19 protein-coding genes are annotated in these 21,407 nt (G+C 41.7%); 11 read left to right on the top strand and 8 right to left on the bottom strand.

Features of this window, described 5'->3' with window-relative positions:
- Nucleotides 1-89: 89 nt before the first annotated feature.
- From EHS15_RS07870 to EHS15_RS07860, 3 genes are read left to right on the top strand one after another with little or no spacing between them, the layout of a single operon-like run.
- Nucleotides 90-1,298, top strand: a complete 1,209-nt coding sequence (locus EHS15_RS07870) for a hypothetical protein (RefSeq protein WP_135760003.1) — start codon at nt 90-92, stop codon at nt 1,296-1,298.
- A 53-nt stretch (nt 1,299-1,351) separates the two neighbouring features.
- Nucleotides 1,352-2,851 (top strand): sensor histidine kinase, encoded by a 1,500-nt coding sequence (locus tag EHS15_RS07865; protein WP_135760002.1) that lies wholly within the window; start codon nt 1,352-1,354, stop codon nt 2,849-2,851.
- Nucleotides 2,848-3,276: a response regulator gene (locus EHS15_RS07860; RefSeq protein ID WP_135760001.1), complete on the top strand. Its 429-nt coding sequence runs from the start codon at nt 2,848-2,850 to the stop codon at nt 3,274-3,276. The genes EHS15_RS07865 and EHS15_RS07860 overlap by 4 nt, the downstream gene beginning before the upstream one ends.
- Here the strand turns inward: EHS15_RS07860 and EHS15_RS07855 are convergent.
- Nucleotides 3,268-3,933, bottom strand: coding sequence for a lytic transglycosylase domain-containing protein (locus EHS15_RS07855; RefSeq protein WP_135760000.1), 666 nt, complete (start codon nt 3,931-3,933; stop codon nt 3,268-3,270). The genes EHS15_RS07860 and EHS15_RS07855 overlap by 9 nt on opposite strands.
- A gap of 311 nt (nt 3,934-4,244) precedes the next feature.
- Here EHS15_RS07855 and EHS15_RS07850 point away from each other — a divergent pair, with 311 nt between their 5' ends.
- The 6 genes from EHS15_RS07850 (at nt 4,245) to EHS15_RS07825 (ending at nt 7,395) form a co-directional block, all read left to right on the top strand.
- The gene (locus EHS15_RS07850; protein ID WP_135759999.1) at nt 4,245-4,925 is read left to right on the top strand and encodes an SH3 domain-containing protein; all 681 of its coding nucleotides are present in this window, start codon (nt 4,245-4,247) and stop codon (nt 4,923-4,925) included.
- 138 nt (nt 4,926-5,063) lie between these two features.
- A complete protein-coding gene (locus EHS15_RS07845; RefSeq protein ID WP_135759998.1) occupies nt 5,064-5,513 on the top strand; it encodes a Spy/CpxP family protein refolding chaperone in 450 nt (149 codons plus the stop codon).
- On the top strand, nt 5,514-6,047 hold the full coding sequence (locus EHS15_RS07840) for an RNA polymerase sigma factor (protein ID WP_135759997.1): 534 nt from the start codon (nt 5,514-5,516) through the stop codon (nt 6,045-6,047).
- Complete coding sequence (locus EHS15_RS07835; RefSeq protein WP_135759996.1) at nt 6,037-6,303, top strand: hypothetical protein; 267 nt, start codon at nt 6,037-6,039, stop codon at nt 6,301-6,303. The genes EHS15_RS07840 and EHS15_RS07835 overlap by 11 nt, the downstream gene beginning before the upstream one ends.
- 60 nt (nt 6,304-6,363) lie before the next feature.
- On the top strand, nt 6,364-6,564 hold the full coding sequence (locus EHS15_RS07830) for a hypothetical protein (protein ID WP_135759995.1): 201 nt from the start codon (nt 6,364-6,366) through the stop codon (nt 6,562-6,564).
- 123 nt (nt 6,565-6,687) lie between these two features.
- Nucleotides 6,688-7,395 carry a hypothetical protein gene (locus tag EHS15_RS07825; protein ID WP_210416316.1) on the top strand — a complete coding sequence of 236 codons (708 nt, stop codon included), beginning with the start codon at nt 6,688-6,690 and terminating at the stop codon, nt 7,393-7,395.
- Nucleotides 7,396-7,625: 230 nt separating this feature from the next.
- Here the strand turns inward: EHS15_RS07825 and EHS15_RS07820 are convergent, their stop codons facing one another.
- The 7 genes from EHS15_RS07820 to EHS15_RS07790 all read right to left on the bottom strand — a co-directional run bounded on the left by EHS15_RS07820 (nt 7,626) and on the right by EHS15_RS07790 (nt 17,778).
- A complete protein-coding gene (locus EHS15_RS07820) occupies nt 7,626-8,324 on the bottom strand; it encodes a DUF4238 domain-containing protein (protein ID WP_281277624.1) in 699 nt (232 codons plus the stop codon).
- 117 nt (nt 8,325-8,441) lie between these two features.
- Complete coding sequence (locus EHS15_RS07815) at nt 8,442-8,858, bottom strand: putative toxin-antitoxin system toxin component, PIN family (protein ID WP_135759992.1); 417 nt, start codon at nt 8,856-8,858, stop codon at nt 8,442-8,444.
- A 2-nt stretch (nt 8,859-8,860) separates the two neighbouring features.
- Nucleotides 8,861-9,106, bottom strand: a complete 246-nt coding sequence (locus EHS15_RS07810) for a CopG family ribbon-helix-helix protein (RefSeq protein WP_135759991.1) — start codon at nt 9,104-9,106, stop codon at nt 8,861-8,863.
- 166 nt (nt 9,107-9,272) lie between these two features.
- Nucleotides 9,273-10,283, bottom strand: coding sequence for an LA_0442/LA_0875 N-terminal domain-containing protein (locus EHS15_RS07805; protein ID WP_135759990.1), 1,011 nt, complete (start codon nt 10,281-10,283; stop codon nt 9,273-9,275).
- A gap of 208 nt (nt 10,284-10,491) precedes the next feature.
- Entirely contained in the window at nt 10,492-11,934 is a 1,443-nt protein-coding gene (locus EHS15_RS07800) for a glutamate synthase subunit beta (protein ID WP_135759989.1), read from the bottom strand.
- Nucleotides 11,927-16,507 carry a glutamate synthase large subunit gene (gene gltB, locus EHS15_RS07795; RefSeq protein ID WP_135759988.1) on the bottom strand — a complete coding sequence of 1,527 codons (4,581 nt, stop codon included), beginning with the start codon at nt 16,505-16,507 and terminating at the stop codon, nt 11,927-11,929. Before gltB ends, EHS15_RS07800 begins: the two co-directional genes overlap by 8 nt.
- 182 nt (nt 16,508-16,689) lie before the next feature.
- Nucleotides 16,690-17,778 (bottom strand): hypothetical protein, encoded by a 1,089-nt coding sequence (locus EHS15_RS07790; RefSeq protein WP_135759987.1) that lies wholly within the window; start codon nt 17,776-17,778, stop codon nt 16,690-16,692.
- Between the two features lie 138 nt (nt 17,779-17,916).
- On the opposite strand from EHS15_RS07790, the gene EHS15_RS07785 reads away from it, so the two are divergent.
- Together EHS15_RS07785 and EHS15_RS07780 are read left to right on the top strand one after the other, a co-directional pair.
- On the top strand, nt 17,917-18,852 hold the full coding sequence (locus tag EHS15_RS07785; RefSeq protein ID WP_135759986.1) for a TPM domain-containing protein: 936 nt from the start codon (nt 17,917-17,919) through the stop codon (nt 18,850-18,852).
- 8 nt (nt 18,853-18,860) lie between these two features.
- Nucleotides 18,861-21,401, top strand: coding sequence for an ATP-binding protein (locus EHS15_RS07780; protein WP_135759985.1), 2,541 nt, complete (start codon nt 18,861-18,863; stop codon nt 21,399-21,401).
- Nucleotides 21,402-21,407: the final 6 nt, after the last annotated feature.

The raw sequence follows: 21,407 nt of genomic DNA, 5'->3' as shown, positions 1-21,407 counted from the left end.
TCCTTTTCAGCATTTTGATCCTAACCATTGGATTCACGATTTTCTCTTTTTTCCGCCCGTTTCCACTGGAAGAAACGGAATGGGAGTTTTTGGCCAATCTAAGGTCCCTAACGGAAGAGGGAGGCTTTTATTCCGCCAGAGAACCTTTCCCTTTCCTCATTTTGGTGTTTTGGAAAAAAATTTCAGGACTCAATTATATCCCCGCATTTCTTTCGTTAGCTGGATTTTTCTACAGTCTGTTTCTTCATTTGTTTCTTCTTTTGCTTAGAAGGGAGGCTTGGGGAAGAAATCACTATTTACTTACTTTTCTTTCCGCATTTTTACCTTTTTCCTACGGATTTCCTACTGCCTATTTCCCCGAAACGGTAGCGCTTGTATTTATCCTACTCGTGTTTTTGACCTTCCGATTGGAAAAGCTGACCGATCTTTTGGTTTTCCCCGCTTTAACACTTCTGGCTTTTTTCTCCAGCTTCACTATGTTCTATTTGGGATTCTCTTTTTTCGTTGTTTTCAGCGGGATCAGAGGAGCCAGAAAACAGGCACAGAGAACTTCCGTATTTTATAAGAAGAGAAACGTTCCTTTTATCTTTCTAACTTCTTATTTGGTATTTTTCTTTCTCAGTTTGTTTTTGATTTCCTATTTCGATTTTTTCGGTCCGTCTTCTCTCCGTTATCTTTTCGGAGAATGGCTGATGGAATCGAAATTAGTGTTTCTTCCTGTTTTGATTTTGGGAGTAGGGCATATCCTTCTTAAAACCGAAAAAGAACTCAATACTTACACAGCTTCCATCGTTGCGGTGATTCTCATTGCGGTGTCTATCTTTTTCATCTATAGAGATCTCACCAAAACGGAAAAAGAACCTTGGGAAGTTCGTTCTTCCGGAATCACAAAAGCCTACGGACAAGCTGCTCTTTTAAAATCGGATCCGATCTATCTTCCTAAAGAATTTGCGTACGCTTTGTACTTTTCCACTCATACTAAATCGTTTTATCACAAAACAAAAGAAGAGTCTCCTAAGAGTTTTCTTTATGTAACTGGCATTTGGCCTCAAGATGTGCTGCTGATTCAAAAAACTCTGCTCGGCAAAAGAGGGGGCAGATTGGCAGGTCTTGTTCCGTTAGGTGAAGATTCCATCCTCATACAAAAATCCCTTTCTGACAGGCTGAAAGCTTACCCTGCTTTGGACTTTATCGGCAAAAAAGTGTATGAAGTTTGGGAAGAACTTCCCGGCATCACCTTATACCAAATGTATCTGCAAAAGCAGCAAAATTACTTCGGTTATCCGTCCTTTTTTTGAGAATGAGACGAGAACAGGTGTTTTTTGGCGTCTCATAAGTAAGGAAAGAGAAAATGCCGAAATCTCCCGAAATATCGAAATCAGTTCTCAGCCAGTTTGATACTGTTTTGGAAATCGATAAGGAAGGGAAATACGTCGGTTCCTTCGAAAATCGAGAAGGGAAGTTTCATTCTCATTTAGCACCTGTTCCGGGGCAGCCTTTAGATCACATTTTTGGAGAGTCTTTTTCTCCCAATCGTTCCGGTTCCAACGAAGAACATTTTAGCAGAGTCATTCGAAGCAAATCTCCGGACCAATGTTTCTATTTTACCAAATCGAAAACAGGCGAAAATCTATCTTTTTATGTCAGTCTGAATTTAGAAGAGAGCACAAATAAACGTTTGTTATTTATTCACCTCATTCCTTTACAGACGATCATTTCCGCGAAAGACGATTTGAATTTGGCAGTCAGCGATCAAATCCACGAAAGCGAAGAAAAATTCAGAAAAACTTTTTATAATTCAGCTATAGGGATCGCACTCGTATCCACGACAGGAAATTGGCTGGAAGTGAATGCTGCCATACCAAAAATGTTAGGTTATACGGATGAGGAATTAAAATCCCTCACTTTCCAGGATATCACCCATCCGGAAGATCTAAACGGAGATCTGGAACTTTTGAACCAGACATTGGCGGGAGAAATCAACTCATACCGTCTCGAAAAAAGATACATCCACAAAGACGGCAAAACAGTTCACGCTTTATTATCCGTAGCACTCGTTCGTTCCAGTTCGGGAGAAGCAAAATTTTTCGTGAGTCAGCTTATCGACATCACTCAGACGAAATTTCTCATCCAAGACTTGGAAAGAAAAAATTTACTACTGGAAGCAACATCTTCCGACCTGGAGAAAAAAATTGATCAACTTCAGGAATTCAATAGAATCGTAGCGCACAATCTAAGAGCTTCCATCGGAAACGTAGTTTCCTTAGTCGCATTTTTGAAGGACAAAAATCTCAGCCCCGATCCCGAAGAAGTCATCGGATTATTGGAAGAATCAAGCAAAGCCGTCTTGGAAAATCTGGAGAACCTGCAAAAGGTAATCGAGGTGAGAGCCAACCGGGGAGTGGAGTTCGAAGAACTTCAAATCGATCAAGTGATGCAATCGGTTTTAAAAACCTTGTCAGGAAAAATAAAAACAAGCCACGCCAAAATCCAAATCGATTTTCAAATCAAAAATCTTCTTTATCCGAGAGTGTATCTTGAGAGTATTCTGTTTAATCTTTTGGACAACTCTCTCAAATACACAAAACCTGGGATTCCCCCTGAAATTACAGTCACCACTTTGAAAAAAAATGACAAAACCTATCTTTCAGTGAAAGATAATGGAATCGGAATCAATTTAAAGCTTTACGGCGACCAAATCTTTAAATACAAAAAGGTGTTTCATCGGGGGTTCGACAGCAACGGTGTCGGACTCTTTATGACCAAAAATCAAATAGAAACTTTCGGCGGATCGATCCAAGTGGAATCGAAACCGCATGAAGGTTCAATTTTCACAGTGGCGTTTGTATGATGGTAGTAGAAGAAAGAAAAAAAATAAACAAAATCAGTATCATTGATGATGATATCATCTATCAATTGTTAGCGAAGCAGATCATAGTATCGACGGAATTGGTCGATCGAGTCATCCAGTTCTATGACGGAGAAGAAGCTCTCCACTTTTTCGAAACCAACCAGGAAGCGGAACAGGAATGGCCGGACATCATCTTTTTGGATTTGAACATGCCCTATGTGGATGGATGGGATTTTTTGGATGTATTCGCTGAAAAACAGTTTATGAAGAAAAAAGAACTTACGATCTACATCGTTTCTTCTTCTAATAGTCTGGAAGACAAAGAAAAAGCAAAGGAATATTCGGAAGTCACGGGATATTACGTAAAACCAGTGTTAAGAGATGATTATTATGCGATTTTCAGCGATTATTTAGGGTTAAATTAGCCCGGAGAACTTTTTGTAGTTCTTTTTGACCTTTTCCACATAGTCCTGGGTTTCTTTATAAGGAGGAACCCCGTTGTATTTTTTCACAGCACCTGGGCCGGCGTTATAAGCGGCCAAAGCTTTTTCAGTGTCACCGAATTTTTTCAACATATCCCCTAAATAACTCACACCACCGACTACATTTTCTCTAGGGTTCATCGGATCATCCACACCTAACAAATCCGCGGTGGAAGGCATCAATTGCATCAGTCCCATGGCTCCTTTGGGAGAAACTGCATCCTTTTGAAAGCCGGATTCCGTTTTGATCACCGCTTTCACTAGGTTCGGGTCGATCCCTTTCGCTTCGGCAGTTCTTTCAATAAAAGACATCAAATCGTTGTTCTTCGACGAGGATCGGAAATTTTTTTCCGTTTGAGAAGAGATTCCAGGTTGTGTTCCCGCAGCCGCCAAATCAGGGAAGGGGAGGGAAATCTCTTTGTCTGTAATCCCTTCCTGTTTTTGAGGCGTTTCCTCGGAAACAGTCTTACGATTGCGATGCATCTCTTCCGCCAAAAGAGAAGGAAAAGAAACCGCTTGTGCGGGATTTTTCACAATCGATTCCAGTTCTTGCATCCTGCGAAAGACGGACTGGAGAGAAGGCAGATCTTTGATTTCCATCTACTTTCCATTTCGTCCGAAATTTAGGAAAACTGAAGAAAAAAATTATGTCTCTTTAAAATTCAGGGCGCTCGGGCGGGCTCCTCCTGGCTGCGCTTTCGCTCCGGCCCCTTTCCGGGGCTTCCCCTTCGGATCCCTAGCGCAAATAAAAATATTCTAAAATGGGGTATTTTTATTTCTTTGTTTCCGCAAACACATTAAGAGTCGCAATAATATATTTTCCCCGAAATCGATGTAGCCCTTCCAGGGACTAAAAGGTGCTCAAATTTGAGTTGAATGTTTCTTGCAATCGCAGGATAAATTCACGATATATGTATCTTCGCATAGCGGCATTGACCGCATTATTCTCCACCCTTTCTTTGTTTCCTTGCGACACATTCAAAGACACTTCCTTACCACCTAAGGACGATTCTTCGAAGGACAAAAGTTTTCTGGAGTTCAAGAAAAAACTGACGGAAGCAATCCGCAAAAAAGACAAAAAGTTTCTATTGGATTCACTCGATCAGGACGTCCGTTTTACGTTCGGAGACGACAATGGTAAAAAGAACTTCATCCAATACTATGAATTGGATACGAAACCGAACCATTCAAGTGTATGGAATATTTTGGATAAAGTTCTAAAATTCGGATCTCATTTTTCGGAAGGACGTTTCGTGTTCCCTTATTTTTTTAAAACGATGCCTCCTGAATTCGATCCTTTCACATCTTACATGGTGACCGGAACGAATGTGAATGTGCGTTCGGGGCCAAACATCGATTCCCCCAGCATCGCCAAATTATCCTACCAAGTGGTAACGATCGGGGAATACAACCAAGATGTGAAAGAAGATCCTAAGTCGCCGCAATGTCTTTGGCAAAAGGTTTGTTTGGCGGACGGAAGCACAGGTTATATTTGCGATCAGTATCTGAGAAGTTTTCTGGATTACAGAGTTTTCTTCGAAGAGAAAGGCAAAAAACAATGGAAAATAACAATCCTAGTCGTGGGAGATTAGAATCCGGGAAAATTTTCCCTTTCGGCCTGTACTATAAAATCGATACAGGTCGATTCGAATCCGCATAAAAAATTTTCCTTTCGGGAACTTTCGTCGAATCTAAAGGTCATATTGGCAAAACCAAAGGAGATTACCTAGATGAAGAGTTTTACCAAATTTTCAAGACCAGTTCTTATCCTATTTGTAGCGGTTATGGGATTTGTTTTCGCAAGCAACTGTCGAGGACATAAAAGTTTCGAAAAAAGAGTGGAGTGGGTGGCAGGAAAACTTACCTCCAAACTCGACTTAGACGATGCTCAAAAGGCCAAATTAGAATCCATCAAAGCGGAGTTGATCGCAAAACATAAAGAAGTTCGACCTAAACATGACGGTTGGATCACTGAAGTGACTGCTCAAATCAAAAACGACAAAATCGATACCAAAGCTTTGGATAAGATGAGTGCGGAAAGAGACAGCCATCACACAGAGATGAGAAAGTTCTTCCAACAAAAATTGGTCGAGTTCCATGCGGTATTAAAACCGGAACAAAGAACCAAACTCGCCGAACTCATTGAAAAATTCGCAAGTAAACACAAATTAGAAGACTAAGTGGGAACCGAGTCAAACGATGTTTCCAATTTTGAAAACATCGTAAACGAAACCAAACTACTTGTCTTAAAAACGATCGGTGAAACTCTCATCGATCGTTTTGATGAAAGTACGGACGATGTCCTCCAAGAAGTATACTTCCGAGTTTATAAGGCTTTGCGGAAAAACCAATTTCGGGGAGAATCCAAACTATCTACTTGGATCTACACAATCGCAAAAAACGAATCCAATCGAATGAATGCCAAGCGGTTGAAAGAGGAAGAGAAGGCGAAAAAATTTCTGAGGGAAGGGATGTTCAAAGAAATTACCGATACGGCAGAAAATGATTTGGACAATACTTCTCTCATATCCCATTTATTGACCAAAGTGCCAGATATGTATCAAAAACCGCTCCTTTTGTATTTGGAGGGGAAATCGATGGAAGAAATCGCCAAAGAATTGTCCGTTCAGCCGGGTACAGCCAAATCCAGATTGTTCCGTGCAAAGTCCTGGATACGAGAAAATCTTTTAGGGGAGGTCGCAGGTGAAGTCTAATCAAAAAAGACGTTGGGAAGAACTATTAGAGGATGCCAGCTTCGAAACTAAGATTTCGAATCAGGTACATTCCAGATTCAGAAAAGAACAGACCAGAAACAGAACCGTGGCCGGTTTTGTGTTCACATTGTTCGTAGCTGCAAATCTCTGGACGTTTCGGGATTTCGTCTTTGATCACAACGATTTATCTACAGATCTAAGTTTTGTGATAGAAGAGATGAATTCCGGACTGCTTGTACATCTGGGAGAAGATTGAATCTTTTCCCGGTTTGGAACATCTTTCTGGTTCTTTCCTGATTTTAAATGAGGCAAATTTATGAGTGAATGCAAACCGGAATATAATGGAAAATGCGCTTTCGGAATCAGTTTAGGAAAAAAATTGACCGGAGCTGACAAATACAGAATCGAAAAGGATGGTAAGGTCTTTTATTTCGCCAATCCGATCGCTAAATTTCTTTGGCAGATCGTTCCCGACAGACAAGCCAAAGCGGATGCTTTGTGGAAGTCATTGGGTTAACATAAATATATCGGTTTCGTTTTTTTGGTGGAAGGTTTTCTTTCGGGAACGAAACGGGGGGTTGTTGTTAGTTCTATGCCATTATGAAAAACAATTAATAACAAAAATTTTCTAAGTATTTCAATGAGTAAAATTAACAGGTTCTTTTTCGTTATAATTATTCTTAACTTTCAATGTACAAGCATACTTTTTAAGGGCAAAAGGAACGAAATTGCCAACTTCCTATCAAGTGATAATTTACCATTCGGAAATAAATGCTCTTATGACATGCAAAATGTTATTGAGCCTGAATTTAAATTTAGTCGAGTAGTTGCAGATACTCTTGCTGTCGCTTCCACTTTTATAGACTTAGGAACAGGGTATTTAATAACTACGATCAATGCCACTTCAAGTTTGAAATATGTTGTTGGGTTTTCTTATGCATATATAAGTATTTTTGTAGGGGATTCTTTCAATACATATAAGGCATATTCAATTGAATACGAGTTAAATGATGGTTGGCTGTATAAATCAAAAACAGATTGCAATAGTCGATCAAAAGTCCTCTTTAAAGTAGAAAAATCTTTTTATCATGATGCAAACAATCCTAACTGTGCGATACAGAAAAAGCACAATGATTGGTTTTCCTCTGAAGTTTTTAAATTCTCTGAATATTTTGTAGGAACTGACCAGATAGAAAAAGAGTATTACAAACTTAACCTTTTAATAAAAAAACCTCACATTACAGTTAGCAAGTCAATTCATGGTGAGTGCACTGTTAGATATATGTTTTATTACCCTGGCGGTAAAGAAAAACTGCTCAGTGATCTAAAATCTCATAACGGCGTATAACGATCCCGCAGCGAAGCGGTAAGCCGTAGTTATGCAAGGTAAGTCAGATTGGATTCTTCGGATTTGAAATTTTCAAGTAAAGTTTCATTGCTTTTGTATATTTAATATTAGTGCTGTCATCTAAACGACGATCTGAATAAATGAAATTTGGTTTTTCTTGTATCTGCAATATATTATGATATTGTATAAACATCAGGGCATTCGAACAATGGGTTTCCAGGGTTGAGTCGCTAGGAAAGTATATACTTTGCAATATCTTTGGTGTTAATGCTATTTGCATACAAAGTATTTTTTTTTGTTGCTGGGTCAGCAATGCATACTACCGGATAATCTGATGTTACTAGAAATTCATTAAGTGGAACTTCAGTATTAACCCACAATGGAGCAGATAATATTTGTTGAGTGAAATTGCTTTTAATAATGTAATTTAAGTGTTGTAGTTTTCCTCCGTCTTCTGCTTCTGCTAATGGAAATCTTGATTTGATTTTTTTAATGAACATTTCTCGAGTAGTAGGGTCACGGAAAAGTGTTAGATCATCAGTAATCTTTTTTAAGGCTTCATTGTAACCTTTTTTGATAGTATCCTGTAATAAGAGTATTTTTTGGGGACTTCTGTGTAAAAGTGAATTAATAAATAATGCCCATGATTTTCTTTCGGCTATGTTTAGATGTTCTGAACCTTGCTTTAATTGTTTTTCGAGTGATTTTGCTGCATCTTGATCAATCTTAGAATATCCATTTATTTCTAAGTGATCTATTTGAAATTTACTTTTATATTTATCCGATGTGAATGACGTTGAATCTATTAAGTAGCCAGTTTCTTTTGGATATATTTCATCTTCAGTAATTTTACTGCCATGAACCTTCATATATCTGTAGATTTTGCCCGTATCGTAATTAGAAAATCTTTTAGAGTAAAATTCAGGAATATAATGATTTCGGTGCGCTATATTAGCGCATCTTGACTTATTTCGTATAACGAACTAGGCTACCCGACGTTGGCTAAGCTGGCGCGACGCTTGCGGGGAGGACACGGACGTCGCAAGTTATGGTTTATGTTCTGATAAAATAGAAACGAACTGATCTGGAGAAATAATTTTAAATTGATCAATTCCCTGTAGAGATAATAGATCCTTATCTCCAGTGACTAAATAATCGACCTTAGCAGAAAAAGCAGTTTCAAGGATATGAAAATCATTCCTATCTCTTAAGTCGTGATAACTTTTAAGAGGCTTATTTATAACAATTGAAGTAATATCTTTAATTTCCTGTAAAATATGAAAAACAACATTGGCTTTGAGCTTAAATTTAGGCCGTATTAGAGTGGCTTCTAATTCCTCTAAAATATGTTTAGAAATGAAAGCAGTAAACTTTCCATCACTTAAATCTTCTATAATAGATCTTGGTTTGCCTTTAAATAGAAATGCAGAGATGTAAATGTTTGTATCAAGTAAGACTTTCAAGTTTAGGAAGCTTTTAAATTCTTACGAGTAATTCTGATTTCGTCAAAAACGTCATCTTGTGAAATCTTTGCATTTTTTGCGATATTTTCCCCTAAAGCGAAGATGTCAGCCCATTTAGCTTTCTTTTCAATATAGGATCTAGCAGCTTCTCTAATTAATTCAGATCTGGATCTGTGCTCTTTTTTAGCTATTTTATCAATTTCTTTAAGAAGAGCTTTTTCAAAAGAGATATTAACCGTTTGATTCATAGAGCAATTATATACAAGAATTGTATATTGTCAATAGAGAGAAAATGTCTTTTTTCTTCACCCCGCCACATGGATGTGGCGGTCTTTCCCCGCAATTACGCATAACTACGGATTACCGCTCTTCCTTACGGGATTTGCTACGGCAAAACTGCTCAAGACTCCGATCTTAAAAAAGAAATTCGTAACCTACGTTTGTTTTCGTTTCGTATCTTCTTTCCAACATGGAAGAGTAGGGAACTGCATCCAAACGATCCATAGTGGTTCTCATAAAGAATTGATTTTCTTTATCGGGAACAGCGTCCGCATCTGCAACCGCTTGTTTGGGATGAAAGAAAAACGCATCGAAGATATTCCAAAGATATAGAAGGGCGGTTGCTCCTCCGATGTATTGTAATTCTCTGTAGTGTTTTTCTACGGATTCTCTTTGACCTTTGAAAGGACTCACTTCATTGGCCGCATAAGCCGCCACTGGATCCGCAGGAGCCGTAGTGATCGTATTACCGCCCAGAGCGGTACGAAGGTAACCTGTCTGCGTATAAGGATTGTCTAAATTATTATAATCGCGTTTTGCGTTGAGGAACATTCTGTTTTTGTCATAAGTGAAAAACAAACCCACTGCGATGAGAGAAGGATAAAGAATCGCTTGCACTTTTCTTCCTTGGCGCCATTGTCCCCAACCGGGAAGAACTGCGGATCTCCAAGCGGCTCCTCCTCGGGTTAAGTCTTTGCGACTTTCCAATGCGAGTCTTTCGGCTTCTTCTGACTTTTTCTTTTTCTCAGCATCGTCTTTTAACTTTTGTGCTGCGGAGTCTTTGTCCGTTTTTTCTTTTTCAGCGAGCTCTTTTTTGAGTTTCTCCGCTTCTTCTTTCTCTTTCTTTAATCTTTCTTTTTCGGCAGCGGCAGCGGTTTTTGCTTCTTCCGCTTTTCTTAATTTTTCTTCTTCTGCTTCTGTTAGGTGCTCTTTATAAACTACTTTTAAGATTTCCGATTTTGAGATGGTGATTAGAGAACCGTCTTCTTTTTTTACTCTAATTTTGTTTTGATCCTGCTCTACGACTTTCCCTTTGATCGTTCCTCCTTTTTTCAGAAGTATGTTTTCAGAAAAAAGAGAAAAGGGGATAAATAAAACCAGTAAAATTATTGTGAATGATTGCTGACGGATAGATAGTGATTTCAAGGCTTTCTCTTATGTTTCAGTATTATCTAACACTTATTTTAGTCGGGTTAGCGTTTATAAAATTAATTCTCCCTATGATCCGATTTATTTGGGAGCTTTGCAAGAAATTTTTTGCCAAATCGAATGTTCCCTCCGATCCCCTCGGGCACACTTCTTACCCTTGTTATGAAGAAGTGTGCTCTAAATGTTCTCCGGGGAGGTCTAGGAACTAAGCTTCCACCTCTTGTAGAAGAAATTGGTTCACTTGTTCAGCACATTTTCTACCTTCTGAAATTGCCCAAACAATCAGCGATTGTCCTCTTCTTACATCCCCGCAAGCGTATACTTTTGGCAGACTTGTGGCAAAAGATCCTGCTTTGGTTCCGAAACTCGCTTTTACATTTCCTCTCGGATCCAATTCCATCCCTTGGGATTGAAGGTCTTGGATGAGTCCTTCTTGGATCGGGTTCACAAACCCCATCGCAAGCAAAACTAGGTCGGCAGGCCATTCGAATTCTGTTCCGGGAACAGGAACGAACTTTCCGTTTTCTTCCTTCACTTCGTTTCCGTAGATTGCAGTGACCTCGCCTTTGTCGTTTCCTTTGAATCCTACCGTGGAGATTGCCCATCTGCGCTCGACTCCTTCTTCGTGAGAAGTGGAGGTTCTGAGCATCTTAGGATACAAAGGCCAAGGAGTGGAAGGATCTCTGTCTTTAGGAGGTTCCGGGAAAAGTTCGATTTGAATGACTGATTTTGCTCCGTGTCGGTTGGAAGTACCCACACAGTCGGAACCGGTGTCTCCTCCTCCGATCACGATCACATTTTTGTCTTTTGCGGAAATGATTTCCAGATGATCACCTGCAACTTGTTTGTTGTTTTTGGTGAGGAAATCCATAGCGAAGTGAACGCCTTTGAATTCCCTTCCAGGAACAGGAAGATCTCTAGGCACTTCGGAGCCGCAAGCAAGAACGATAGCGTCAAAGTCGGCTTGCAGTTGTTTTGTGGTTATATCTTTCCCAACATTTACGTTGGTTTTGAAAACTACACCTTCCGCTTCCATCTGCTTCATTCTTTTGTCGATATGCCATTTTTCCATTTTGAAATCGGGGATTCCGTAACGGAGTAGGCCGCCGATGCGGTCGTTTTTCTCGAATAATGTGACGGAGTGTCCTGCACGAGCTAACTGCTGTGCGGCGCTGAGACCTGCAGGTCCTGAACCGACCACTGCGACTTTTTTGCCCGTTTTGAAAGAAGACGGCTGAGGGATGACCCAACCTTCTTCCCAGGCTCTGTCTATGATGGTTCTTTCGATCGATTTGATCGAAACGGGAGGTTCAATGATTCCTAGTGTGCAAGCGGATTCGCAAGGAGCAGGACAAAGTCTTCCCGTAAATTCGGGAAAGTTATTTGTTTTGGAAAGATTTTCCCAAGCTTCTTTCCAACGACCTTTATAGATAAAGTCGTTGAACTCCGGGATTAAGTTGTCTACAGGACAACCGGTCTCTCCGTGGCAGAAGGGAATTCCGCAGTCCATACAACGTGCGCCTTGTTCTTTCGCAGTGTTCTCTGGAAAAGGTTTTTCGAATTCTTTGTAATTCTTTAACCTTTCCGACGGTGCGATTTTTTGAAGGTATTCTTTTTTATATTCTAAAAACCCTGTTGCTTTACCCACGTGCGCCCACTCCCTCTTTTTTGCCGTTTGCATCCGCTGCTTTGGCTTCTTCTTTCATTTTCTCCAGAGCTTTTTTGTAATCTCTCGGAATCACTTTTAGGAAATTAGAAATTTCCTTATCCCAAGAGTTGAGTATTTCTCCGGCTCTGTCGGATCCGGTGTAATTTTTATGATTCAGAACTAGATTTTTGATCTCATCCGCTTCTTCTTTCGAAACCGCTTCCAAATCTACCATCTCTTTGTTGATGAGAGCTTCTGCCGTTCCTTTAGGATTCCAGATGTAAGCGATCCCGCCTGACATACCTGCTGCGAAGTTTCTTCCGATTCCTCCCAGAACGATCACTCGGCCGCCTGTCATATATTCACAGCCGTGGTCGCCTGTTCCTTCCACAATGACGGTCGCTCCTGAGTTTCTCACACAGAAACGTTCTCCTGCGAGCCCGTTTACATATGCGATTCCGCTCGTAGCTCCGATGAAACAAGTGTTTCCGATCACTATGTTTTCTTCCGCTTTGTAAGGAGCGTTTTTAGGAGTTTGGAAGATGAGTTTTCCTCCGCAGAGACCCTTTCCTACGTAATCGTTTCCTTCGCCTACAAGTCGGAAGGTCATACCTTTCGTGACAAAAGCACCAAACGACTGTCCTGCGGTTCCCGTGAACTCGATTTGGATCGTATCTTCTTCCAATCCTTCCACTCCGTATTTTTTAGTTACCTCGTGAGATAACATTGTACCTACGGAACGGTTCAGGTTGACTATGTTCGTTTTGATATTCACAGGTTGTTTGTGATCCACCGCCGCTCTGGACTGACGGATGAGTTCGTTGTCGATCTGTTCGTCCAAGTGGTGGTTTTGTTCTTTCGAACGGTAAAGACCGGTAGGGAAGATAGGAGTCGGTCTGTTGAGAACTTTTGTGAAATCAAGTCCGCGAGCCTTCCAGTGGTGGTGAGGTCTTTTGAATTTGATTTTTTCAACTTGTCCGATCATTTCTTCGAAAGTTCTGAAACCTAGTTTTGCCATGATCTCTCTGACTTCTTCAGCAACGAAAGTCATGAAATTCACAACATACTCCGGTTTACCGGTGAACTTGTGTCTTAAAAATTCATCTTGAGTGGCGACTCCCACAGGGCATGTGTTCAAGTGGCATTTTCTCATCATGATACATCCCACCGCTACGAGTGCGGATGTGGAGAATCCGAATTCTTCGGCACCTAATAAGGCTCCGATGACTACGTCTTTTCCTGTGAGAAGTTTACCGTCCACAGCCAGATACACTCTGTCCCTAAGTCCGTTAGCAACAAGTGTTTGGTGAGTTTCAGAAAGCCCCAATTCCCAAGGAGTTCCCGCATGGTGGATGGAGGAGATGGGACTTGCTCCCGTTCCACCTTCATGACCTGCGATGAGGATGTGGTCTGCATGAGCTTTTGCAACTCCCGCCGCCACGGTTCCTACTCCGGACTCTGATACTAGTTTTACGGACACTCTGGAACGAGGGTTCGAGTTTTTGAGGTCGAAGATCAACTGTTTCAAATCTTCGATGGAATAAATATCGTGGTGAGGAGGAGGGGAGATCAAAGTCACACCCGGAGTGGAATAACGCAACCATCCGATGTATTTATCTACCTTATGACCAGGAAGCTGTCCGCCTTCTCCCGGTTTTGCGCCCTGCGCCATCTTGATTTGGATGTCATCCGCATTGGTGAGGTATTCCATCGTTACACCGAAACGAGCGGAAGCCACTTGTTTGATGGAGGAACGCATCGAATCTCCGTTCGGAAGAGTTTTGAAACGAATCGGATCTTCTCCGCCTTCTCCCGTATTCGATTTCGCACCGATACGGTTCATTGCGATGGCAAGTGTGGTATGTGCTTCCCAGGAAATAGAGCCGTGGCTCATCGCACCTGTTTGGAAACGTTTTAGGATGGATTTTACGGATTCCACTTCTTCCAAAGGAATTTCTTTGGAGTTGTCGAAGTCCAATTGGAACAAACTGCGAAGAGTGATCGCCTTTTCGTTTTGGTTGTCGATGAGAGAGGAGAACTCTTTGAAGATTTTATAATCTCCCGTTTGAGTCGCTCTTTGCAATTTATGAACTGTAGTAGGAGTGTAAAGGTGAGTGTCTCCGTTTTTACGGAAATAGTGCACTCCGCCCGGCTCCAAATTGTTCGGAAAGTAAGTAGGATCGTAAGCAGCTTTGTGTCTTCTTACTGTTTCTTCTTCCAACATCTCCAGAGAGAGTCCTTCGATTTTGGATTGAGTTCCCGCAAAATAACCGTTCACCAATTCCGAATCCAGACCTACCGCTTCGAAAATCTGCGCACCGCAATATGACTGCAAGGTGGAGATTCCCATTTTAGAGAATACTTTGAACAATCCTTTCCCGATGGATTTGATATAGTTTTTCTTAGCGTCTTTGTAGTCTTTTACTTCGGGAAGAAGCCCTTGCTGGGAAAGATCCGCCAAGGTCTCAAAAGCAAGGTAAGGATTGATCGCATTCGCTCCATAACCACATAACAAGGCGAAGTGGGCTACTTCTCTCGGTTCTCCCGATTCAAGTACGATTCCCGCTCTGGTTCTTAAACCTTCTCTGATAAGAAAGTGATGGAGGCCTGCAACTGCAAGAAGAGAAGGGATTGCTGCTTTCTTTTCGTTCGCACCATGGTCGGTAAGAATGATCAGATTCACTCCCAATTCTCGAACCGCTTTGGCCGCTTCTTTACAAACTCGATCGAGAGAGTTTCTCATATCGTGTTTTTTGCTTGGGTCGAAAAGAATTTCGAATGTCTTCGCTTTGAAATGACCTTCTGAGATTTGTTTGATCTTTTCAAAGTCTTCGTTCGTTAGGATAGGATGTTCCAATTCCAAACGATGAGCGTGTTCCGGCTGTTCGTCTAGAAGGTTCCCTTCCGGGCCGATGTAAGTGGTGAGTTCCATCACTAACTCTTCACGGATCGGATCGATAGGAGGGTTGGTTACCTGTGCGAAGTTTTGTTTGAAATAACGGAAAAGAGGCTGCGGTTTCTCGCTGAGAACCGCTAAGGAAGAATCCACGCCCATGGAACCGATCGGTTCTTCTCCTGCGACTCCCATCGGTTTGACGATGGTAAAAACGTCCTCATGAGTGTATCCGAAAGCTCTTTGTCTTTCCAAAATTGTTTCGTGTTGCGGTTGTTTTACGTTCTCAGGATCCGGCAAAGAGTGCAGACGGATCATATTCTCGTCTACCCATTGTTTGTATGGCTTTTGAGTAGAGATTTGTTTTTTGATCTCTTCGTCGTCCAGAATTTGCCCTTTTTCCATATCGATCAGGAGCATTCTTCCCGGTTTCAATCTGTCTTGTTTCAGGATTTGTTCCGGTGGGAGATTCAAAACTCCCGCTTCGGAAGACATGATGATTTCATCGTCTTTTGTGATGACGACTCTGGCAGGACGAAGACCGTTTCTGTCCAAAGTGGCGCCGATGATTCTTCCGTCTGTGAATGCGATGGCAGCAGGTCCGTCCCAAGGCTCCATAATGGTCGCATGATATTCGTAAAACGCACGTCTGTCCGGATCCATAGACTTGTTTTTGGACCAAGCTTCCGGGATCATCATCATCACAGCGTGAGGAAGGCTTCTTCCTCCCATCACTAGAAGTTCCAAAACCGTATCGAAAGTTGCCGTATCTGACTGACCTTCCATAACGATAGGAAGCATTCTTTTCAGTTCGTCTCCATAAATTGGAGATTCCATCACCATTTGTCTGGCAGCCATCCAGTTCATGTTTCCACGAAGAGTGTTGATCTCTCCGTTGTGTGCGATGAGTCGGTAAGGGTGAGCCAGGTCCCAAGTAGGGAAGGTGTTTGTAGAGAAACGAGTGTGAGTCAAACAGAACGCAGAAGTTAAATCGGGAGATTTCAAATCTTCGTAGAATTTTTTGACTTGGTCTCCTAAAAGCATCCCTTTGTAAACGATGGTTCTGGAAGAAAAGCTAGGAACGTAGTATTGGGAACGATCCAATTTGTATTCGGAACGGATCCTTCTGTCGATGAGTCTTCTGATTAAAAATACTTTTCTTTCGAACTCATCGTTCGTTTTGATCTTTTTGGATTTTTTAGCGAAAAATACATGTTTGAATACGGGAAGGGTTTTGGATGCGACTACCCCCGCATATTCTTTGTTAATGGGAACATCTCTGAACCCTAAGAATTCTTCTCCTTCGTCTACGATGATCTTCTCGATCACGTTCTCCAAGGCTTCTCTTACGTCTTTATTTTGAGGAAGAAATAAAACTCCGACTGCATAATCTCCTTCTTTCGGAAGAGTGAAGGGGAGCACCTTTCTAAAGAAAGCATCCGGGATATTGATCATGATCCCCGCACCGTCTCCCGTTTTCGGGTCGGCACCTTCGGCACCTCTATGCTCCAAATTGCACATCAATTTGATTCCCTTATCAATGATGTCTCGGGAACGTTTGCCCTTATAGTTGGCGATAAAACCCACCCCGCAAGAATCTTTGTCTTCGGCCGGGTCGTACATACCTTGCGCTTGGGGTCCTAGGGAGGGAAGTGTAAAGGGATTTCTTTCTGTGTGCATGAGTATCCTATCCTAAAGCAAGTAATGTACCTTGTTTTTGAAAAAGGCTATGCTGTCGAATCCTTTTGAAATCAGCAAATTGTGAGACTTTTACGCAAAATCGAAATTGTTGATTTGTACAGTACGAGTACGATATGCCTTTTATATATTCAATATGACCTATGAATGTACATTTTCCGATTTTACTCTTTCACAGCATTTAGCTTCAAAAATAGGGAAGTTACTTCTTCCATAGGCAAATCGGAGACGTCCCAAATCACTGAATCCCAATCTCCTTCCATCGAACTTCCCAAGGCTGAGAGAGTTCCTTCTGCACTTCCTTTGTCGATTTGCTCCGCTAAACGAAGTGTTTTTTCCCAACTGGCCTTGGAGATAAATGTGATTCTTTTTTCAGGAAGATGTAAGACGGGCAGAATCGATTTTCCCCGAATCACTTCCGATTCCAAGTGAGGAGGTTTTCCTTTGCTGAAAGATGTAAGACGGAAACCGGAACTTGTTTCTTCTATTTGGAATTCAGCTCCGTCTTTGCCGTGGATGTAATGTAAATAATCGAATCCTGCTAAAACATAAAATACGAAACCGATAAGAAGGCTTCGTTTCCAAAGAAATCGGTTCCCTTGGAAAGCAAGCCAGAGAAGCAGAACTCCCAAATGACCGCAGGCCAAAAGAGCCGCAAAAAAGGAATAAGCCGCATTGGACACAGTGTACTTCCAGCGCAGAGGAAAGGAAATATCTTTGAAGCTGCCAGGAGTAGAAGAAGTCGTTTCTTCGTGTTTTTCTTCTTCCATGTCTTTCAATAAAATTCCCTGATGTTTCCCTCCATACACTGCAAGTATGGGCAAAGGCAGGATTCTAACGAATTTCCGCATCTCTCTGTTGAGTTCCGCATAACGAGAAAAAGGTTCTTTTTCGTTAAAATAATCGGTCACCGAGACGGAACCTAACCCCAGATAAAAACCGGAACGATGTTCTAGTTCGATCGTATCCGTATAACGGGTTTTTTCTTTTTCAGATTTTGTTTTGGATGTGATTCTGTACGAGGTCCATTCGGAATAAGGGACAACTGTATCCTTTATTCGGGAGGAGTCTCCGAAACGTATCGTTTTAGTTTCTGAATCGATTTTAACAGTATAACCGTCCGTGCGATCCGTTTTGTACGAATCGTAACAAAGATAACTGAAGGGCAGAAAAGAGATAAGAGTGAAAAGGGTGGTGGGGGTCGCAAGAGGACGATTCGATTTCAATACCAAAAGTCCCGATAGGGAAATCAAAATCCAAAAAAACACACCGATTAGGTAAACGTACTCACTTATTTGCCCTTCTCGGATGAGAATCCAGTGCGATAAAAACTCCACATTCATGGGGAAAAATAACTTTATTCCTTTCCGATTGTCAACTAAGGTATTCGCATGAAATCTCTTGCTTTCCTTTTATTTTGTTTTGTTTCCTGGCAAAGTACGTTCGCAAGGGAGGTTCCTCCTCTAACGAGAAGAGTGACTGCAGAGCCGGGCCTTCTGTCCTTTATGTTTGCAGATAAGATGGAAGCGTTATTGGAAAAACACGAAAAAGAGACGACCAACCAAATCGCTATTTTGGCAATTTATTCTCTGGAAGGAGAAAATCTAGAGGAATATTCCATCAAGGTCGTGGAAGAATGGAAGTTAGGCCAGAAAAAACATGACAACGGTATATTGATTCTTTTGGCGGTTACGGAAAGAAAGGCAAGGATCGAAGTAGGTTACGGTCTGGAATGGATGTTAACGGATGTTTATTGCAATAGAATCCTCAATCAAGTGATGATTCCCGAATTTAAAAAAGAGAATTACGAAGCAGGATTGGAAAAGGGAGTTCTTGCACTGATGGAAGTTTTAGAAGGGGGGGAGCCTCCTAAGGAACAAAGTATTTGGGAAAAGTTCGTGAGTTTTCACGGAGTTGGTGCGGAAGAGGGAGAATATTGGCTCTATCTTTTCGGCCTTCCTTTTGTTGCGATTATATTTATATTCGCATTCATAGGCGCCTTTCACAGAGACAGCTCCTCCTGGTTTATGTTTTTCTTCTTACTTATCTTTTTCCAATGGGTCCCTTCTATGTTTTACGGATTCTGGGGATGGCTCTTATCCAACCTAGTGTATCTGATCGGCTTCCCTTTTGTTCGATGGGGAAGAGATAAAATCTCCTGGCTTCGCAAAATTTCCGATAAAGTTACAGATAACGTATCTTATTCGGAAGGATCGGGGGGGACTTCCGATGGAGGAGGATTTAGTAGCGGGGGAAGCTCTTCCGGTGGTGGATTCAGCGGAGGCGGAGGAAGTTTCGGAGGAGGGGGTTCCTCAGGAAGCTGGTAACATCGATTATGTTAGAAAGAAGTCAATTAGATCCCAGTTATGTGGCACTTTTAGGCGCCATTACCAAGGCACAGTCTACCTTCATCACCGGGGATTATCATTCCGCATTTCAGCAGTTATTGGACGATCTTTTATCCGTTACTGCCAGCGAATTCGGATACATCAGTTATGTACATCATACCAGCGAGGAAGTTCCTTATCTGAAAGAATCGGGAATCGAAGAAGCGGTTTGGAGTGCGGATCTATCTGAATCCTCCCGAAATGAAATTTCGAAGAATTGTATTTCCTTGAATTTGAACTCCTTCTTTCATTCCTATTTGGAAAAAGGACAATGCGTTCGGTTGAATCAAAATTCAGAAGAAACGAACCCATTGAAAGAATACCCTTTTCTCAAATCCTTTTTGGGACTTCCCGTGAAAGTGCAGGACAAATTGGTGGCTGTGATCGCCATTTCCGGTAGAGAAGGAGGATATTCGGAAACTTGGGAAGACTTTCTGGAACCTTTGGTAGTCACTCTGGGTCAACTGATTGCGGCAAAACAAACGAGTGATATCAGAAAAATCACGGAAGAGGCATACAAACAAAGTTTGGAACGATTCGAAAGAATGGCGAATACGATCCCGTTCGTTCTTTATGATTTCGTAATGTACAATAATCGTCAGAGCGAGTTTTTATATTTAAGCCCCAGATGTTACGACTTCTTCGAAGTCAAACCGGAACAGATACAAAGAAATTTCAAGGCGTTTATGAGTATGATTCATCCTCATGATAGGAACAAACTCAGATCAGAAGTTTTTAAAGTGGGAAGGACGGGTGAACTTTTCAGTACGGAAATCCGTGTCATCACTCCTTCCGGAAAACAAAAGTGGATTCAATTTTCCTCCCTCCCTAATTTGGTCCGTCCAGATTCCGCTGTGATTTGGAGCGGGTACATCATAGACATCACGGAAAGAAAAAAATCGGACGAAGCCATCAAGGAAACGGAAGGAAGACTTTCCGCTTTCGTGCAATATGCACCCGCCGCAGTTGCGATGATGGATCATAATATGTGTTATATCGCTTGTTCGGAACGTTGGAAGAGCGATTACGGTCTTACAGGAAGAAACATTATAGGAAAATCCCATTACGAGATCTTTCCGGAGATCTCCGACGAATGGAAAATCATTCATAATCGTTGTTTGGCGGGTTCCACGGAAAGATGTGAGGAAGACCCTTTTATCAGGGTAGACGGCTCCGTTCAATGGCTTAAATGGGAAGTGAGGCCTTGGACCGCATCCGATGGAGCGATCGGAGGAATCGTAATGTACACGGAAAACATAACGGAGAGAAAACGAGCGGAAACGGAACTCAAAACTGCTAAAGATCAGGCCGAATTCGCAAATAAGGCGAAAACGGAATTTTTAACGAACATGTCCCACGAGATCAGAACTCCTTTAAACGGTGTGATCGGTTTTTCCGAATTGGTTCTACAGACGGAACTGGATGAAACACAGAGATCCTATATGGAAAACGTAACTAGATCGGCCAGATCTTTGATGGATGTGATCAGTGATATTTTAGATTTTTCAAAAATCGAAGCAGGCAAACTGGAGTTATATGAGATAGAAACGGAACTGAATTCTCTCATCTTATCCGCAGTGGCCATTGCGGAACCCCAAGCTCTCTCCAAAGGCTTAAAAATCTCTGTTTCTTTACCGGAGAAGGAACAATATGTATTCACGGATCCGATCCGGCTCAAACAGGTGATTCTGAATCTTGTCAGCAATGCCGTGAAGTTCACTGCAAAAGGAGAGATCAAATTGGATCTTACTGCCGGCAAACAAGACGAAGACGGAAGAGTGAAATATTATTTCTCCATTGAAGACTCCGGAATAGGAATTTCCAGAGACAACCAATTGAAATTGTTCCAGGCATTCAGTCAAGCGGATGCCTCTACCACTAAAAAATACGGAGGAACCGGTTTAGGACTTGTTATTTCCGAAAAGATCCTCAATCAAATGGGTTCCAGTCTGGACTTGGAAAGCGAAGTGGGAAAAGGGAGCCGGTTCTCTTTTAACTTGTTTCTTTTTGCGGCTTCCGCCTATGAAAAATTAGGTGGTCATGCGGGAACTGCGGCGAAAGACCTTTCTGAGAAAAAGAACCAAAACGACGACGCCTCTTTACGTTCTAAAGTTCTCATTGTGGAAGACAATGATGTGAATATGCAGCTGACTAAGGCGATTTTGGCGAAAACGTTTCCTAACCTTCATATTGTGGAGGCAAGGGACGGGAAAGAAGCTGTGTCCAAATACCAGGCCAATCATCCGGAACTGGTTTTGATGGACATTCAAATGCCGGAGATGGACGGATACACTGCCACGCAACACATCCGTAAGTATGAAAAACTCACTTCCTCTTACGGGATCATCATTGCGTTGACGGCCGGTGCGGTCAAAGGAGAAAGGGAAAAATGTTTGGAAGCGGGAATGAACGATTTTTTAACGAAGCCGATCGACCGGACTCTTTTGAAGGATTTGATCCGAAAGTATCTGTTTAAAAAGAATTCTTAGTTGTTA

Origin of the sequence: Leptospira idonii (assembly GCF_004770995.1) — a bacterium.
GTDB classification, from domain to species: Bacteria; Spirochaetota; Leptospiria; order Leptospirales; family Leptospiraceae; genus Leptospira_A; species Leptospira_A idonii.
Note: the sequence above shows the minus strand (reverse complement) of the source record. Positions and strands in the feature narration are given on the sequence as shown.

What these genes read in the sequence shown, in the direction of transcription:
- EHS15_RS07855 (WP_135760000.1), bottom strand. Translation starts at nt 3,933, where the DNA reads ATGGAAATCAAAGATCTGCCTTCTCTCCAGTCCGTCTTTCGCAGGATG.
- EHS15_RS07865 (WP_135760002.1), top strand. Translation starts at nt 1,352, where the DNA reads ATGCCGAAATCTCCCGAAATATCGAAATCAGTTCTCAGCCAGTTTGAT.
- EHS15_RS07860 (WP_135760001.1), top strand. Translation starts at nt 2,848, where the DNA reads ATGATGGTAGTAGAAGAAAGAAAAAAAATAAACAAAATCAGTATCATT.
- EHS15_RS07830 (WP_135759995.1), top strand. Translation starts at nt 6,364, where the DNA reads ATGAGTGAATGCAAACCGGAATATAATGGAAAATGCGCTTTCGGAATC.
- EHS15_RS07785 (WP_135759986.1), top strand. Translation starts at nt 17,917, where the DNA reads ATGAAATCTCTTGCTTTCCTTTTATTTTGTTTTGTTTCCTGGCAAAGT.
- EHS15_RS07845 (WP_135759998.1), top strand. Translation starts at nt 5,064, where the DNA reads ATGAAGAGTTTTACCAAATTTTCAAGACCAGTTCTTATCCTATTTGTA.
- gltB (WP_135759988.1), bottom strand. Translation starts at nt 16,507, where the DNA reads ATGCACACAGAAAGAAATCCCTTTACACTTCCCTCCCTAGGACCCCAA.
- EHS15_RS07825 (WP_210416316.1), top strand. Translation starts at nt 6,688, where the DNA reads ATGAGTAAAATTAACAGGTTCTTTTTCGTTATAATTATTCTTAACTTT.
- EHS15_RS07780 (WP_135759985.1), top strand. Translation starts at nt 18,861, where the DNA reads ATGTTAGAAAGAAGTCAATTAGATCCCAGTTATGTGGCACTTTTAGGC.
- EHS15_RS07850 (WP_135759999.1), top strand. Translation starts at nt 4,245, where the DNA reads ATGTATCTTCGCATAGCGGCATTGACCGCATTATTCTCCACCCTTTCT.
- EHS15_RS07810 (WP_135759991.1), bottom strand. Translation starts at nt 9,106, where the DNA reads ATGAATCAAACGGTTAATATCTCTTTTGAAAAAGCTCTTCTTAAAGAA.